We start from the raw sequence: 17,491 nt of genomic DNA, 5'->3' as shown, positions 1-17,491 counted from the left end.
AAACTGTAGCATTAGTCATTGAATTATAATGAGTAAGTACGCCATGTTTGCATCGCCACGTTTGACTGGAATTAATCTTTATATTGAAATTGAACACGCGAATAACTGGCTATTTTCCATACTCCATTTTCCTTTCGCCCGGTTACAGTAACTCCTATGTCACTTCTTGATTCATAAATGTCCTGATTAAAGACCTTTATTTTTGAGGCATACATGACATTGAAGAATTTATTGTCCTTAATTTTCAACTCTAAAAATTCAGTATCGTAAAAATCAATGGTATACCCTTTGTGTTTATCTATGTCTTTTAGGTGTAATGCATAATCTTCATGGGTGTAACCTTCAATATGCCCTTTGTTCTCGTGGTCAATTAAAACTTGATTTACCGAAAAGCGAGGTAGAAATAATTTCATCACATCATCTGGTTTTCCTTTTTTAGGTAGGTCTTCTATTTCACGATGAAGGGCCAGTATTATTTCTTTAATTTCATTGTCTTCTTTTGAATTAAAACGTTTTCTCTCTTCTTTTAATTTAGTATTCTGAAGTTTAAGTTGTTCAATAATAATGATTAAGCTATCAGAGTATGTTTCAACATCTTGTATAACAAAAGCACTTGAAGGCGTTAAGCCTTTGCTTGCCGAAATTTTATCACCAATCAAATCGATCTGTTCATTCTGATGCTTTAATGAATCCTCAAGAACTTTATTCTTTTCTGTGAGGGTGTCGAGTTGAGCAATAAGCTCTGAATTAATAGTGTTTAGCTGTTTTAACTGCTCCTTGTGCTTACTATTATCGTTACTCTCATGTTTTGGTGATGCAGTGCATGACAATAGAGAAATAAATGCAAGCATACACATTAAAGGTAAATATCGTTTTACACTCATCTTTCAGTTGGATTTTTCTGGTTATTGTTACGGAGAAACAATCTCTGAAATAATAACAAATAAATGCTAACAGTGTTTATTAAGTTGGAGGCTTCCTACTAAACTATTTTGCAGGTATCTGGTTAGTTGTTTGATAATGTTTAACTTAATGAAGGGCTGAGCTGATATCGCAATCTTGCCTGATTTAGTTTCATCTACTGAAATAGAGAACATTCAATTAGTTAGTGTGTTGTATAATTAGAATCTTATTAAAGAATAGTCCAAATTAACTCTAAAATAACGATTATGAATAGATTATTGACTTTAGTTTTTATTGCCTTCCTAGGCTTTTCATGTAGCTCTATAAAGTATACAAGTGATCAAATGGGAGGTGTTGATTTTGAGCAATACAAAACCTATAAAGTAGTTCAGTTTGTTAATGAAGAAGACTTAGCAAACGAGAAGTACAATGTAAATCAGATGAATGAGCAACGTTTGTTGAGTGCTATTGATAAACAAGCTTCATTACGCGGAATGTCAAAAATTGAAGAACCAGAAATGCTGATTATTTGGGCAGTAGGGATTGATATTCAAAAAAGTTACGAAACGCATACCGATTACATGGGTGGGCCATACATGGGGTATCGAGGTCGTTATCGCTATGGTGGTTATGGAATGGCTAGCAGTTATAGTACTACACAAGAGTATGAAACGGAAATTGGTCAATTAAAAATTGCAGTGGTTGATCCTAAAACGAAAGAGATGTTATGGATGGGATCGGCAGAAGGAGAACGTGGTGGAAAAGTTAAAGATGCCGATAAAAAGATTAATGAAATAGTGAGCAAAATATTTGAAATGTATCCGCTACCGATAACAGAATAATTCGAGATATTGATTATAAAAAAGGCAGGTTTGTAGCATGCAAATCTGCCTTTTTTATGTGCCTTATTTGTTCTCAAATACCAAGGTGTCGCCACCCAAAGGGATGTGAGCCGTTTTATCTAAAATTCCTTCCATTTTAAGATTGGCCAAAGTCACACCATCGTTATCTACAGTAACCCACATAAAATGATCAAAGGAGTGCCCCTGTTCCGGAAATTGATGACCTCCTGTAGTTGCAAGATTAATGTAATCGCGACCGTGGCGTTGTTGATGATTGTATAGATGTGTATGCCCATTAAAAACAGTGTAAGGCATAGCGGATAAAGCCTCTTCTATTTTAGAAAAATTTTGTTCGTTTTCTTTTTCCCAGGCGGGTTTATGAATGAGAACAAAGGTCCATCTGGCATCAGCATTGTCAGCAATTACTTTCAAGAAGTAGTTTGTTTGCTCACTTCCAACCGTTCCGGCTGTGCGTTCTGGAATATTGGCATAATCAGATTTGTTAAAGCCATCCCAGCCATCTGTTTTTAAGTTTGCGATGGCTTCAGTGCGCATGTGCTCTATTTCTTTCATGCGCTCAGGCGTGTTGTCTTCGGTGTCAAAAATTAAGAATAATACATCTTTATACCTAAAGTGATAATATCGAGAACCTAAGCGTTTACTCCAGACGGATCGTGCCATTTCACCTGTTAAGTCGTGGTTGCCACCGGCATAAAAAATAGGAGCAATGGCCTTTGATGCGCGTTGATCGAAATCATCCCATTGTTGGTGCCATTCACTAGGATCTTCATTGGCTCCTTCAATTAGATCTCCCACATTAACAATGAATTCGGGTCTTAATAAATTTAATTGCTCAACAGCCACTTTAAATATTTCAGGACGTTCACCACCTGTTAAGTCAGAAAAAACGGCAAAAGAGAACTTATCAGGGGCATCGTCAAAATTGAGGTGTCTCCAGGGTTTAATTTCTCTGCTCTCTTCGTGCTTGAATATTGGCTCTTGGCAGCTTATTGTTAACAGTGAAATAATTGTTAGGCATAGAATTATTTTCTTCATTGTATTTTTAATGTTCGTTATCAAGACAACTTACATAATGGGGATTTAATAACAAAAGGGACGTCAATGACATCCCTTTTGTTGATTCACTAATTTATGTATTTGTTAAACTTTTTCAACGCTGGATCCATATCAGCTTGATACTTGGCATCGGCAGCCTTCACTTCCTCTAGTAACACTTTGAACTCGTTTTGCATACTTCCAGAAATAGGTCCTTCAGAATGATCTATAATTCCACTCATAAACGACATTTTGAAGAGAATAGTCGCTGGTAAGTTAATCACTTCGGCAAGTGTTCGCCCAGTTGAAACAAATGCTTTTTCGTAATCGCCTGCAATTTTAGCTATTTCATCAGCCTGCTTTTGAGCGCGCTTAATTTTGCTCGCTTTTGCTCCCGATTTTTTATAGGTATCCAATTGCTTTAGTGCCTCATCTCTTGTGTTTAATGCAGCAATAACATTTTCTGTTGATTTAGCTGCTGCATTATACATACCCATCCAAAATTCGAATTTAGCATCGGCTTGTGCCTGAGTGTAATTCTCTTTGGGGCTCATCTTAATCTTAAACGATTGTGTTTCAACAGTGCCATCAACAGTTAGTTTAACCTGGTATTCGCCTGGTGGTACAATTGGTATAATGGCTGTTGGAGGACGCATTGGTACTCGTGGTAACATGTTGATGCGCATGTCCCATACGAATTTATTCATGCCGGTGTTAAAGTCGCCATTTTTACCCGTATTAAGCATCATTTGTTCTTTGCCGTAATTGCGTAATACCTTACCATCCTTGCTTAATATTTCAATGGCAATGTCCTTTGGTTCTTTTTCCAATTTGAAATAGAACGTTGGCCCCAATGGTTTAGGATCACCAGCATCAATAAACTGGCGCTTGCGTTCTCCATTTACTTGCTTAAACGATAACTCATAATAGGTTAATCCTGGGCGCATGTTCTGAACAAAGTAGTTCTTTTTCATGCCAGGATCGCCGCCTGGGACATAATCTAACCACCAATTATAACCGAAACGCGTATGCTCAGGAATAGGGTATAAATGAACTTGTTTAGCATCCACCTTAGCAGATTTTTCACGTAATGGAGTAATATCATCCATAATCCAGAAACCACGTCCATTGGTAGCTATAACTAAATCAACATCTTTTACTTTAATGTCAACAACAGGAACTGCTGGTAGGTTCGCATTTAATTTATCCCATGTTTGTCCGTCGTTTAAAGAGTAGTAGATACCTGTTTCGGTACCTGCAAATAATAAGCCTTTACGCATCTTATCTTCTCTAATGGTTCTTGTAATTTCCGACTGAGGGAACTGTGCTGATAAGTTGATCCACGTTTGTCCGTAATCATTTGTTTTGAAGATGTAGGGCTTGTAATCGTTGTAGGTATTGTAATTAGAGAATACCACATAAGCAGTTGCAGCATCGTGCGGCGATGGCTCTATTTCATAAACCTGTGAGTATTTTGGTAAGGTCTTATCTTTTATGCTGATGTCTTCCCAATCGCCACCTCCATTTTTTGTGATGTAGATTTTGCCATCATCAGAACCTGTCCAAATAACACCTTGCTTAACAGGCGATTCATCCAGGCGTTTGATGGTACTATAAATTTCCTGTCCAAAATATTCCGATAACCACGGTGTACCAGTTATTTTCTGACGGTCTTTTAAGTCATTTGTTAAGTCAGGACTAATCGCTTCCCAGTTTAAACCTTCATCGGTAGATTTAAATACCACATTGCCACCCAAATAAAGGGTTTTAGAATCGTGTGGAGATAAGAAATAGGCTAGATCCCAATTGAAACGGTACTTTAGGTCAGAACCATTCAATCCGAACAAAGGTACAGGCCAAACCGAACGAACTTCATTTTGCCCGGTTGCAATATTGTTCACCGTAAAAGGAGCACCACTGCCCGCAGGTGCACCACCAGAAATATTATAAACGATGTTTAAATCATCAGGGTTAGGGATTACACTGCTGGTTTCGCCATTGCCAATAATGGTGGTTTCGTAGCCTGAAATACCACCCCAGCGAGAGGCACTTGGTACTTTATAGGCCAAAATGTCCTGACCACTTCCATAAACATTATATGGGAAATCATTATCAACATTAACTCTGTAAAACTGCGAATTTTTTTGTGTGTGTTGACTACTCCATGTTTTACCACCTGTCATACTCACCTGGCAGCCACCGTCATTAGTTCCAATCATACGATTTGGATCTTTAGAGCAAATCCAAATATCGTGGAAATCATCTTTAGTACCTGGATCCAATATCCACGTAAGACCACCATCTTTGCTCATAAACATACGGTTGTTAGGGCTCCAAAGTTCATTGGCATCATGTGGACTGGCATAGATGTGGCTGTAATAAAATGGGCGGCCTATAACTTGGAAGTAGTCAGAAACAAACTCCCAGTTTTCACCCAAATCGTTGGAAACATATAGGCCTGGCTTGGTTTCTGAATCAATTAAGGCATATACTTTTTTGGCATCAGCAGCCGACATGGTCATACCAGTACGTCCGCGATCCTTTTTAGGTAAACCATTGTTGTATGTTATTTCTGTCCATGTGTCACCACCATCCGTTGATTTGTACATACCCGATTCTGGTCCTCCGGTTTTGGGTCCCCAGGCCTTACGTTCAAACTCCCACATTACGGCAAATAGCTCATTGGGGTTAGAAGGGTTCATCACCAGGTCAATCACTCCGGCTTGCTCGCTTTTATAAAGTACTTTATCCCACGTTTTCCCACCATCTTTAGTTCGGAAAACACCACGTTCTGCATTAGGACCAAAGGCATCGCCAAAGCCACCAACAAAAACAATGTCAGGATTGGTGGGGTGAACGCGCACCTGCGAAATGTGCTTCACTTCTTTTAGACCAACATGCGTCCAATTTTCTCCACCATCCGTTGTTTTATATATACCATCACCCCAACTTACATTGTTACGCATTTGTGGTTCGCCTAAACCAACGTAGGCAATTTGTGGGTTTGATTCTGAGAATTCCATGGCGCCTATGCTGCCATAGTTAAAATCTTTGTCGCCAACGGGTTCCCAGTAAGTGCCCGCATCTTCTGTTTTCCAAAGCCCATTACTTGCTCCATGATAAAAAGTATTGGGTTCTGTTGGATGACCAATGACCACCGAACCACGATTACCGACAATGGGGCCAATAAAACGCCAGGTCATGGCATCGTAATGATCAGGCCTTTCCTGTGCTGTATTGCTGAGAATTGCCAGACAAAGTAGAGTAAGAAGTACTGAAATCCTTTTCATGTTATTTAATTTATGTTAGAATTAGTTGATTTGTTATGTTGTTAAAAATTAATGTATTTCGCAGGTAAATATTTATAGTTATTATTAAGCCTAATAATAATGGAAAGCATGGGTGTAAATGAATAACTCCAACCATCAGGAGCAATATTGCCAGCTCCAAATAGGGGTGCGAAAGCAAAGGTGTTGTAATCATTAAAAACGTATGTTATAGCAGGTCCTCCTCGTACAAATTCAACACCTGTAAATTGCTCACTCCACCTGTAGAAGGGACCAAAAAGGCCACTTACAATTAATTTTTCGTTGACAATGTAATTATAGGTTAATACTAAACGTAAACCATGTCGGGTGGTACCTGAACCATCCACATCAATTTGATATTTAAGTTGGTTGACGAATTGCCTTTTAAGTTTTTCATTTTGAATGACATTGAATTTTCTGATCGCTCCCAAACCAATCCGGTAATCCATTTTGTCGGGTTTAACAGAAGCTCTGAAGTCGGGGACTAATTCCCAATTCTGGTTGGGAGAAAAGGTGAAAACACCTTCGTAAAACCATTCTTTTAGCGATTGCATATTATTGTTAACCCTCATTTGGAGTTCATGAGAATGTTTAAAACTACTCCTACCTCCTAACACTACTTTATTTCCAACTAATAACCAGTTGTCCCATCGGTCAATTTCGTTCTCCTGTGAATAGCCTAATTGATGTAATCCGCTTAAGAACAATAATAATATGGTGTATTTTGTCATTTTAGTTAGTGTATTTGAGTATAATTGGATGCCAATAATATCTTTTAATAAAAACGATCCTGCTATTGTGTTTCAAATTTTCTCAAATGATGATTACAGATTAGTTTCTTCAGCAATTCAGAATGACTTTGAGCTTAAAGTTTAATTCGTCCTCTAAAACCGATGTAGCTCAATCCATTTTCACTTGGGTTTAATGTAGGATTGATGATGTATTGGTAATCGGCTGTTACTTCGATATGAGCTGTGACATTATATCGGTAAAACAGCTCGATGGTCATTTGATCTTTAGTATCAGGTATGTTAGTTTCGGCCCAACTGAATGAGGTTCCTAACATATCGTAGTGTCTAAAGCGCAAGCCATGACCAAGTTGAACATCGCGTTTGTAAAACGTGTTTTCGCCTCCGCCATCAGAAAAACCAAATTTAATATAGGGAGCATAGCGTTGTGCAATAAACCAGTGCGATGAGAAAGCAATACCCTCGGCAGCTGCAATTTCATTACCACCATATGAGGTGTAATTTGGCGATTTCCAGGCCATTAAAGAAACCCGCTTAAAGAATCGCTCATCATAGCTTGGTACATAACCAATTTCTCCCATGTACATAAAGTCACCATTTTCCCAATTGCGCCCTAAGTCAAAGAAGTCACCGCTCTCAAATAAATCTCCGTAAACATCATTGGCACCAAGCATGGCATATAATTGTTCAGTGGGCCGCCCCATAACTATGGCCCCTAAACCTGGGTTACCCCAGTTACCTGTACCCGTTACCATGGCCCCATAACCCATAAAATGCATCGACGGATTGCTAATGCCATGGAAGTTAAAGTAGTTGGCTAAGTCTATTTTTCCAGCCACAAATCCTAAGCGTTGGTTAGCAAAAAACTGTTGATAATTGAATTCCAGAATTCGCATACTATAATCACTATAGCCGGTGGCTGTTAAACCATAATAGCCCGACTCTTCCAATCCATGAAACATGGGTGATGTTAGGCCACTATAAGCATGCCTGTCACTAAATTTAATAAATAAAGTACCTTTGTTTTTGCCTTTCTTACGATTTATCAAGTTCCATCCAAGTTGAATATTTAAAATGCCACTGGCTGTGTTTTGATTATTTACATCACTTATGACTTTTGAAGAGCGCATGTACACGGATGTATAATCGATACCAAACTGAATGCCTCTTTTGGTAAGTAAACTGTCCTTTAATGCATACCAGTCATTCATTGGTCTTAAGGAGAAGCGATATTGAAAGGTATAAGATTTTTTGTCCAATTCAATTTGTCTACCGATGGAATTACCTCCAATGATCTCATCTTTTTCAATGGTTGCAGAATCCTGCGAACTTACTTGCTGAGCCTTCAGCGTGAAAGACACAAGAAAAATGAAACTAAGTGTTGCAAATACTTGTACTTTATATTTCATATGGGTTTGTTTTTTTTGGATAAACTTATTTCAGGTTATGTGTTTTACTAAATCATAAGAATTAAACAATTTAAGGAATATGGATTAGAAAAGCCATGCATGCCCAACGGTTATGTAGAATGCAAATTCGTCGGGGCTAAAGGCAAAGTCCATACCCATTTTCATACCAAACTTACGAGCTATCAGGTATCGAAATCCTCCTCCGCCCGATAAAACGGTATTACCCGCACTTATCTCGCTATAATCTTGAAAAGCATTGCCATAGCCAGCAAAGCCGATTAAGTGCCAGCGTTTATATAGATTATAGTCTGCCTCAGCTTCCAACGACATAACATTATTGCCTTGGTATTTAAGAAATGGCACACCACGCATTTGTACAAACGGTTTGATATAAAAGGGGATGTCGCCCAGTTTACTATTGGAAACAAATTTGGCTCCTACACTTAGTTTTTTATTAATGGGGTGAAGCCCCATGATACTGGCATTTATCTTTCCGTAGAGTTGATCTCCTCCTAGCCACTTGTCACTATAAGAAGGTGCTATTTGGGCAAGTATTCCAGCTGTAGGAGATAACACATTGTTTCGTGAATCATAAATGAATAGGGCCGTTATCTCGCTAATATTGGTGTTGTATTCGATACCATTAAATTCGGGTATGTCAATAGGAAGCTTAAATGTGTTCTGTGCCGGCGTGTAGTTGTATTGTAAGCCTGTGAAAAAATTACTTTCGCTAATTCGGAATTGTATTTTTTGCATGATAATCCAGCTGCTCATATTCATTTCAACAGGCTTGGGAAGCGGGCCATAGTAATCGATGTTGATATTAACTTTACCAACAAAACCAACATAACGTATTCTATCCTCGCGCCAATAGCCAGCATGTAAGGCTCCTGCCATCCAGGTGCCATTTTGTGTGTAACCACCAAAAGCACCTGAAATGCTAGGTGGGCGTTTTTTATTTTCGTACGAATCATGAAAATACAACAAACCCATAGCACCACCGTAACCCACCGAAGGTTCTGTAATGAGCATTGGAACAGGTAGTAAACCTTTTTTAGTAATTAAAAAATCACTGACATCAAATGACTGATCAAGGCTATCGGTGAAAATGCTCATCTTCTTTTGAGCCGATAGGTGAGGTAAGACGATAAGAAATAGGCAGGCAATGAAAATATTTCTCATGAATACAGAATTAGTGTTCTTTAATTAACTATTATAATGTAAGATTGTTTCAGAAAAATACGGACACATCCTACCGCATAATCTGCCAGTCCTTTGCCTGAAGGGCAATCACCTATAAGCACAGGTTGTTGAGCCATGCGAAACGGCCTGTGTTAGCATATAACATACATCCTAGGGCTGAAAGCCCGACACATGCATATAGTTGACGTATTATTTTATGATTAAACGTGTCGCACTTACAGCGCTAGTCGATACTGTTCTCCCATGCGATAGGCCTTCGACCTATCTNAAAGCCTATTGGCTTATAAAGGTGATGTATCCCAGTCCTTTGCCTGAAGGGCAATCACCTATAAGCACAGGTTGTTGAGCCATGCGAAACGGCCTGTGTTAGCATATAACATACATCCTAGGGCTGAAAGCCCGACACATGCATATAGTTGACGTATTATTTTATGATTAAACGTGTCGCACTTACAGCGCTAGTCGATACTGTTCTCCCATGCGATAGGCCTTCGACCTATCTTATTACGTATCGCTCCTTTGGAGCTGTTTTTAAGAAATAAAGCCTATTGGCTTATAAAGGTGATGTATCCCAGTCCTTTGCCTGAAGGGCAATAGCATATAAGCACAGGTTGTTGAGCCATGCGAAACGGCCTGTGTTAGCATATAACATACATCCTAGGGCTGAAAGCCCGACACATGAATATAGGTGAAGTATTGTTTTATGATTCAACGTGTCGCACTTACAGCGCTAGTCGATACTGCCCTTCCATATGATAGGCCTTCGACCTATCTTATTAAGTATCGCTCCCTTGGAGCTGTTTTTAAGAAATAAAGCCTATTGGCTTATAATGGTGTTGTTTCCCAGTTCTTTGCCTGAAAGGCAAAAATATATAAGCAAGGTTGTTGAGCCATGAAAAACGGCCTGTGCTAATCAATGCAACATCAATCATAAGGCTGAATCCCTGACACATGCCAAACGAGAATATGTTGTTTTGTAATGAAATATTTTGCTTGTAATAAATTGTTTGTTAGAGTATTGTTCTTGCCTGTAAACAAAGTCGATGAACGAGGCTTTTGCTACGCAGAAAAAATAATTGTTAAAATAATGTAATTGTTCTACTTTTGCAATTCTATGAATATTAATAACTAATCACATAAAAATAGGCTTACGGTGGAATGATTCTACCGTTATTACCAACCCAAAAGTGGAATGAATTTTTTGAAGATCAGTTTGTTTCAATGGATAAACAGATATCATTGTCAGATAATGTTTAATGCGATTATTAGGGGCAGTGTAATTAACATTAATTGATGAATCAATATAATGAATCATATATCGTCGGGGAATTACAAAATGGTAATAAGAAAGCTTTCAAGGTTTTTTACCTAAAGTATTATAAGCTATTTCGTTCATTTGCCGATAATTTCGACTTAAGTTCTGATGTTTTGGACGATGTTGTTCAAGAGTCTTTTATAAAATATTGGGAGAGGTGTGAGCAATATGAATCGATTGAAATGATTAAAGGCTTTCTGTATAGTACAGTGAGGAATCAATGTATCAATCAAATAAAGCATAAGCAAGTCAAACTAAAGCATGTTGATACGAAATTAAAAGAAATGAGTACCCATGAATTCTTCTACGACAAATTAATCAAAGAAGAAGTGCATGCAGAGCTCTATGAGCAGATTGAGCTATTAGGTGAAAAAGCAAAACAGGTATTGTATTTAAGTCTTAAGGGATTAAAAAACGAAGAAATTGCCACTCACCTAGAAATTGGGGCAGAAACGGTCAAAACTCATAAAAAAAGAGCCTACAAAATTCTTCGTTCAAGGTTAAAGAGTTTACGACTAATTATAAGTTATTTGTCGGTATAGTGCGTCTGCTTTTCTCGAGAAGATGAAGCTTATAATACTCCGTAATAGGCAATGCTATTTCAAAAATAATTTTCTGTGACTATCTTATAGATATTGCAATTAAGGACTTAAGTATTGATGAAAAAAAGTAAAAATAATTGACATCCAATGTACCCCAAAAATAATGGATGACTGTTTTACTATATGAGATGGAAATGAACAAAGTCATAAAAGCGTTAAAGCTAGGCAAGCTGATTGGTCGAAACCAATCGGGTAAGGCAACTGATAAAGAGCTTGATAGTTTCTCAGATTGGTTAAAAAAATCTGAGGCAAATCAGGTACGATATAACGATATTGTAAAAGAAGACAATATCAAAAACTCATTCGAAAAATATAGTAAATACGATTCGCAAGCTAAATGGGAGTCCATTGAACCAAAGTTAAGCCCTAAAGGTCGTCGCATTCAGCTAAAGACATTTATCAAATATGCCGCTGCTATTGCCTTACCTTTACTTATTACAACTACAGTTTTTTTGTTGAATAAAAATGGTGATAACCGTTCAGAATTAGCGTCAAAAGCTGAAGTTCAGAATACACAAAAAGAAACGGTTCTTTTGACTTTAGCTGATGGTTCTCAAGTGGATGTCAATAATTTGAAGCAGGATTTCATAACAGAAAGTAATGGTGTGAAGATTGAGAATCGTACAGATGATGTGCTGGCCTACAACAATAATGAAGATCCGATAGAGGAAATAATGTACAATACACTGGAGGTGCCAATTGGCGGACGTTATAGTATTGTATTAAGTGATGGTACAAAAGTTTGGTTAAACTCGAAGAGTTCATTGAAATTTCCAGTTCAGTTTGGAAGGGAATCAAGAGAAGTTCATTTGCACGGAGAAGGATATTTTGAAGTAGCTAAAAACGAGAATAGTCCTTTTAAAGTTCATACCTCCAAAGGTCTTGTTGAAGTATTAGGTACCGAGTTTAATGTGTCGGATTATTATGACGATGACTTTAGTGCTGTTACGCTGGTGGAGGGAGCTGTAAGGGTGGCTAATAATAAAGAGGCAGTAATATTGAAGCCTGGTGAACAGTCTTTAATATTTGATGCCAATAAACATATTGTTAGTCAGAAGGTTGATCCTGATTTCTACATCAGTTGGACAATGGGTGTGTTTGAGTTTGATAATCAGAAGCTGGATTACATCCTAAGAAAATTATCCAGGTGGTATGATGTGTCTATTGTTTATGACGAAAAGATCATAAAAGAACTTCGTTTTACCGGAGCAATTGAAAGTGAAGATGATATCGAAGTGATTTTAAATCGTATCGAACATGCTTCAGGAGTCTATTTTGAAATTTTAGGATCTGAAATTCGAGTGAAAAAGGAATTAAAATAAGGAAATAGGGAAATCTATTTCTCATTGAAATAAAAATCTATTGTAAATTATGAAGCTGAGAAAATTGTTAAATTTTTCCTCAAGGTCAAATTCATACAAATTAAAGACTGTTGCATTTTTAGTATGCAGCATGTTTTTTATTTGGAATGCATCTGCCCAGAATTCATTGGAAAAGAAAGTTACTTTAAGCGTCGAAAAAGAATTGCTTAAAAATGTCTTTCAGACTATTAAGGAGCAAACAGGAGTGTATTTTGTGTACAACGATGATTTGTTAAGTGGTACAAAGCCAGTTACAATTAATGTGAAGAATGAAAGCATTAAAGATGTTCTCGAATTAGCCTTACTTGATCAGGCTTTGGTCTATAAGTTTGAAGATGATTACGTGATTATTTCAAAAGAAGAACAGCAGCAACCTGATAAGATAACAATCAAAGGAACTGTTCTGGATCGGGAAACAAACGAAGTGATACCTGGGGTAAATGTTTATGCCTCAGGTACCTTTGGTGGTGGAATAAGCGATTTTGATGGTAATTTTGAGATTTCTGTTTCCGGTAGTGCAAAAACAATTATTTTTTCCTTTATTGGGTATGAAGCGAAAGAAGTTGATATCTCTGAATTTACAAAGAAAAGTGTGACCATCTATCTCGAAACGAAGGATGAAGGTCTTGAAGAGGTAGTGGTCAATGGATTTTTTGAGCAAAGCAAAAGCAGTAATACAGGTTCTGTTACCAGCATAAAAAGCGAAGATTTATTGGAAGTATCCAATACCAATGTGTTTGACGCTTTAGTAACGCTAACTCCGGGCATGTATATGGTGGAACAGCCTGCTATGGGTTCTAATCCCAATCATATTCCAGATTTAGTTATTCGTGGAACAACATCGTTGGCAACCGAAGGTGAACAAGGCTTAAATGCCCCTTTGATTGTGATTGATGGAGTGGAGGCGACAATGCAAATGTTGTACGACATGGATATCAATGATATTGAACGGGCTGATATCTTAAAAGATGCTTCGGCTACCGCCCTGTATGGTGAGCGTGCCGCCAATGGGGTGATTGTTATTCAACGAAAGAAAGTGACGGCCAAAGAGGTGCGCGCTCGTTATAATTTCGTACCGAAAATGCAATTTGCTGATTTAACATCCTTTGATTTTACCAATGCAGCGGAGAAATTAGAGTTTGAGCGATTAGCCGGCCTTTACGAGTCAAGTGATGGCCGTTACGACCAAACTTATTTAAATAAGCTACAAACAGTTCGTAAAGGTGGTGATTATGATTGGATGGCCCAGCCTATTCGTAATGCCTATTCATTTAACCATTCCTTGGCTGTGTCTGGTGGTGGTGAAAAAATGTATTACGGCATCAATGGTAATTTCAGTCAGGGTTATGGTGTGATGAAAGGAGACCACCGTTACAATTACGGTTTGGGCTTTAACTTTAATTATCGCCTAAACGATAAGTTAAGCCTGATTTGGAGAACCAATATTATGCAGACCAACAGTAAGGATTCGCCTTATGGCAATTTCTCGAACTATGTACAAATGAACCCTTATACGCCATTTACCAACGCAAACGATGAATACGAGCCTTACATCTATTTTTATGACAATGGTGAAACCCGGGGGGAAATGATCAACCCTTTGTATGATCCTAAAAATACCAGTTCATTTAGCCAATCAAAAAGTAAAAGTATTCAAAATAACCTGTCAGGCAGGTGGACGGTGAATGATAATTTCTTTGTAACAGGTAATATAAATTATACGGTATCAGATAGCCGTTTCGATGACTTTATTTCTCCAAATTCAGTGGACTATATCGATATTGCCTATGGCGAACCCAAAGGACGATACTCAATCAGTGGTGGTGATTCCAACAACCTTGGAGGGCAGATAGTAGGTAACTATAACTTTCGTTTTGGCTCGCAAGGTACCATTCTGTCAGTGCGCGGTGGAGCTAATCTCAATTCAAAATCTACCAGAGGGTATGGCGTTGTGGGAGTAGGTTTTGCAAAAGATCGTTTGAATGATATTGGTTTCGCCTCTGAATACCCGGAAGGTGGTCAGCCTGTTGGAGAAGATAGTCAGGAAGTGACCATTGGCTGGTTTGGTAACGTCAACTATAGTTTTCGTAATCGTTACTTTCTGGATGTTAACTACCGTGTAAGTGGATCTTCTCAATTTGGTGAAAACAACCGCTACGCGCCTTTCTGGTCTTTAGGTGGTGGTTATAACATTCATAACGAGAATTGGTTTAGAGTGTCCTGGGTCAACCTGCTTCGTTTGCGTGTGTCAATGGGAGTAACGGGTAGTGTTAATTTCCCATCCTATATGTCATTAACAACCTATGAATACAATAACCGGTATAGCTACCACTATAACCTGGGTGCTTTGCCTATCACATTAGGAAATCCGGATTTGACATGGCAGACGACTTACGATTACAATGTAGGTATGAATGCATCCTTGTTTAAAAACCGTTTGGATTTACAATTTAATTACTACCAGCAGCACACAAAAGATATGTTGATTGCCTTAAGTTTACCGCCATCCAATGGTATCCGCAATGCAAGAGCGAACCTGGGAGAGATGATGAACTGGGGCTACGAATACTCACTATCGGGTGTTGTAATTAAGAAAAAAGATATCAACTGGCGCTTAACAGTGAATGGTGGTTACAATGGTAATACGATCACTAAGTTAAGTGATGCCCTGAGAAGTCAGAATGAGAGTGCCAACGCCGGATCATCGGGTAGTGATTCACCAGCAGTCTTATTCAATGAGGGAGAATCCAGTACGGCCATCTATACCGTGATGTCAGCCGGAATAGATCCGGCTACCGGAAAAGAAATTTTTATCACTCGAAATGGAGATTATACTTTTGATTACAATCCTCAGGATAAAGTGGCTTATGGTGATAGCAATCCTTTATTAAGAGGGGCTTTGAATTCTAATTTTAAGTTTAAAGGTTTTACGCTAATGATGTCGACCAGCTATACTTTTGGCGGGGAGATTTACAATGGCACATTAGCCAGTAAAGTGGAATACGTCGATCCAATGCAGAATGTTGATAGGCGTGCCTACAGCGAGCGATGGAAACAACCCGGTGACATAACTGCTTTTAGGGGGATACCGGAGTTCAATAATATAAAATACCATAGTTCCAGGTATGTGCAAACCAAAAATGAAATCTATTTGTCGAGAATCAATGTGGCCTATGATTTTAAACCCGGGTCACTCAGTAAAATTGGTTTTAAGAAACTAAGGGTAGGCTTTGGTTTAAATGATATTGCCCGCTTATCAACGGTTAAGTTTGAACGAGGCACTTCATACCCCTTTGCCAGAAGTTTTGATTTCACCTTTAGTCCAACATTTTAATGTTTAGTATCATGAAAATTAATTTATATATCTTATTAGGGCTTCTGTTGGTATTTGCATCATGCGAGAACTTGCTGGATGTAAGACCGAAATCGGAGATTGTGGCCAACGATTTATTTGAAAATGTTGAAGGATTTGAAGACGCCATGTACGGTATCTATTCACAGCTTGAGGAGCCATTCCTTTATGGTAGTTTTTTACAGGTAGTACCCGATGTTCTGGCTCAATATTATGAAATTGGTGGTGGATATGATAAGTTCATGGTTTATGCTTATGATACCGATGCGGGTGTTCAAGGTCAGATAAATAAGGTATGGTCCGATACATACACCTTGTTGGGACAGGTCAATAGCTTATTGGATAATGCAGATAAAGAGTTTGATGATGTCAATTACGATTTGGTTCGTGGTGAAGCTCTTGGCGTTCGTGCTTTTCTTCATTTCGACTTACTACGTCTTTTTGCTGTTGATATCCGATCCAGTTCTGATTTGAAAAACGAGGCTCTTCCTTATGCAGAAAACTACACCTTAAATCAGATACCGTTTTATTCAGTGGAAGAAGTATATGAAAAGGTAATTGATGATCTATTGGAAGCTGAACGATTGCTTGAGTACGATGCAGAAATATTCGCCGAATATCCTCGTGACGCTTCAAATATGAGTGGAGAAGGCTTTCAGTATGCGCGAGAAACACATTTTAACTTGTATGCAGCTCAGGCCACTCTGGCACGGGTATATTGGATGAAAGGAGAAATGGATCAGGCCTTATTGTATGCCGAAAAAGTCATTAACTCCGGTAAATTTTCATTAGTTAATACAAGTTTGGATATGGAAAATCTAGTGGCTGGTCGCATCAATGGTACTGAAAGCATTTGGGGGGTTTACTCAAAACGCAACAATAGTGCTACTTATTTGGCAGCCAATAGTGTATATGTTCAGTCAACCATTAAGGATAATTACATTGCAGAAGATGTACGTAATGATGCCTGGTTCCAGGATGCTGAAACAAAGGTACAGCTTAAAAAGATGGTGAACAGAGATTTGTCAAACGATGAATTGGATTTACCCGCTTATCCGAATTTAGGAATAAGCATGTTGCGCTACCCCGAGATGTTGTTGATAGCAGCGGAAGCCTTGGTAGAAAGTGATCCTGTTAGGTCACGTACCTATTTTGATACTTTAATTCAAGCGAGAGGACTTACTAAGTTTGCTGATCAGGAACCAGCTTTGGAAGTTACACTTGAGGACATTAAAAAGGAGTTTGCCAAAGAGTTTATTGGTGAAGGACAAAATTGGTTTAGCATGAAAAGGGATAATCGAATCATTGATAGCCCCATTGGTGAAGTGAATGGCGATGCTATCTACACCTTCCCAATTCCGATAGACGAGTTTTACTTCCGCTAAGCAAAC

General features: G+C 38.3%; 11 protein-coding genes. 5 read left to right on the top strand and 6 right to left on the bottom strand.

Going from position 1 to position 17,491, the window contains the following annotated elements; all coding sequences use genetic code 11:
• Window positions 1-71: 71 nt before the first annotated feature.
• Window positions 72-884 (bottom strand): hypothetical protein, encoded by an 813-nt coding sequence (locus tag FNN09_RS18900; protein ID WP_143304052.1) that lies wholly within the window; start codon window positions 882-884, stop codon window positions 72-74.
• Window positions 885-1,169: 285 nt separating this feature from the next.
• On the opposite strand from FNN09_RS18900, the gene FNN09_RS18895 reads away from it, so the two are divergent.
• Entirely contained in the window at window positions 1,170-1,745 is a 576-nt protein-coding gene (locus FNN09_RS18895) for a DUF4136 domain-containing protein (protein WP_143304051.1), read from the top strand.
• Window positions 1,746-1,808: 63 nt separating this feature from the next.
• Here FNN09_RS18895 and FNN09_RS18890 read toward each other — a convergent pair whose 3' ends face one another.
• The 5 genes from FNN09_RS18890 to FNN09_RS18870 form a co-directional block, all read right to left on the bottom strand.
• The gene (locus FNN09_RS18890; protein WP_143304050.1) at window positions 1,809-2,801 is read right to left on the bottom strand and encodes a metallophosphoesterase; all 993 of its coding nucleotides are present in this window, start codon (window positions 2,799-2,801) and stop codon (window positions 1,809-1,811) included.
• An 89-nt stretch (window positions 2,802-2,890) separates the two neighbouring features.
• The gene (locus FNN09_RS18885; RefSeq protein ID WP_143304049.1) at window positions 2,891-6,091 is read right to left on the bottom strand and encodes a hypothetical protein; all 3,201 of its coding nucleotides are present in this window, start codon (window positions 6,089-6,091) and stop codon (window positions 2,891-2,893) included.
• Window positions 6,092-6,132: 41 nt separating this feature from the next.
• Window positions 6,133-6,840, bottom strand: coding sequence for a hypothetical protein (locus FNN09_RS18880; protein WP_143304048.1), 708 nt, complete (start codon window positions 6,838-6,840; stop codon window positions 6,133-6,135).
• Between the two features lie 134 nt (window positions 6,841-6,974).
• On the bottom strand, window positions 6,975-8,267 hold the full coding sequence (locus FNN09_RS18875) for a carbohydrate porin (protein ID WP_143304047.1): 1,293 nt from the start codon (window positions 8,265-8,267) through the stop codon (window positions 6,975-6,977).
• A gap of 84 nt (window positions 8,268-8,351) precedes the next feature.
• Window positions 8,352-9,449, bottom strand: a complete 1,098-nt coding sequence (locus FNN09_RS18870) for a BamA/TamA family outer membrane protein (protein ID WP_143304046.1) — start codon at window positions 9,447-9,449, stop codon at window positions 8,352-8,354.
• A 1,314-nt stretch (window positions 9,450-10,763) separates the two neighbouring features.
• Between FNN09_RS18870 and FNN09_RS18865 the strand changes: the two genes are divergently transcribed.
• From FNN09_RS18865 to FNN09_RS18850, 4 genes are all read left to right on the top strand, one after another.
• Entirely contained in the window at window positions 10,764-11,327 is a 564-nt protein-coding gene (locus FNN09_RS18865) for an RNA polymerase sigma factor (protein ID WP_143304045.1), read from the top strand.
• Window positions 11,328-11,494: 167 nt separating this feature from the next.
• Complete coding sequence (locus FNN09_RS18860) at window positions 11,495-12,709, top strand: FecR family protein (protein ID WP_143304044.1); 1,215 nt, start codon at window positions 11,495-11,497, stop codon at window positions 12,707-12,709.
• A gap of 130 nt (window positions 12,710-12,839) precedes the next feature.
• The gene (locus FNN09_RS18855; RefSeq protein ID WP_185969067.1) at window positions 12,840-16,082 is read left to right on the top strand and encodes a SusC/RagA family TonB-linked outer membrane protein; all 3,243 of its coding nucleotides are present in this window, start codon (window positions 12,840-12,842) and stop codon (window positions 16,080-16,082) included.
• 11 nt (window positions 16,083-16,093) lie between these two features.
• On the top strand, window positions 16,094-17,485 hold the full coding sequence (locus FNN09_RS18850) for a RagB/SusD family nutrient uptake outer membrane protein (RefSeq protein ID WP_185969066.1): 1,392 nt from the start codon (window positions 16,094-16,096) through the stop codon (window positions 17,483-17,485).
• Window positions 17,486-17,491: the final 6 nt, after the last annotated feature.

This window comes from Carboxylicivirga sp. M1479 (assembly GCF_007097485.1).
Classification (GTDB): Bacteria; Bacteroidota; Bacteroidia; order Bacteroidales; family Marinilabiliaceae; genus Carboxylicivirga.
Note: the sequence above shows the minus strand (reverse complement) of the source record. Positions and strands in the feature narration are given on the sequence as shown.

Bases quoted from the DNA above. Each gene is read 5' to 3' on its own strand.
- FNN09_RS18900 (WP_143304052.1), bottom strand. From the start codon at position 884: ATGAGTGTAAAACGATATTTACCTTTAATGTGTATGCTTGCATTTATT.
- FNN09_RS18895 (WP_143304051.1), top strand. From the start codon at position 1,170: ATGAATAGATTATTGACTTTAGTTTTTATTGCCTTCCTAGGCTTTTCA.
- FNN09_RS18890 (WP_143304050.1), bottom strand. From the start codon at position 2,801: ATGAAGAAAATAATTCTATGCCTAACAATTATTTCACTGTTAACAATA.
- FNN09_RS18885 (WP_143304049.1), bottom strand. From the start codon at position 6,091: ATGAAAAGGATTTCAGTACTTCTTACTCTACTTTGTCTGGCAATTCTC.
- FNN09_RS18880 (WP_143304048.1), bottom strand. From the start codon at position 6,840: ATGACAAAATACACCATATTATTATTGTTCTTAAGCGGATTACATCAA.
- FNN09_RS18875 (WP_143304047.1), bottom strand. From the start codon at position 8,267: ATGAAATATAAAGTACAAGTATTTGCAACACTTAGTTTCATTTTTCTT.
- FNN09_RS18870 (WP_143304046.1), bottom strand. From the start codon at position 9,449: ATGAGAAATATTTTCATTGCCTGCCTATTTCTTATCGTCTTACCTCAC.
- FNN09_RS18865 (WP_143304045.1), top strand. From the start codon at position 10,764: ATGAATCAATATAATGAATCATATATCGTCGGGGAATTACAAAATGGT.
- FNN09_RS18860 (WP_143304044.1), top strand. From the start codon at position 11,495: ATGACTGTTTTACTATATGAGATGGAAATGAACAAAGTCATAAAAGCG.
- FNN09_RS18855 (WP_185969067.1), top strand. From the start codon at position 12,840: ATGTTTTTTATTTGGAATGCATCTGCCCAGAATTCATTGGAAAAGAAA.
- FNN09_RS18850 (WP_185969066.1), top strand. From the start codon at position 16,094: ATGAAAATTAATTTATATATCTTATTAGGGCTTCTGTTGGTATTTGCA.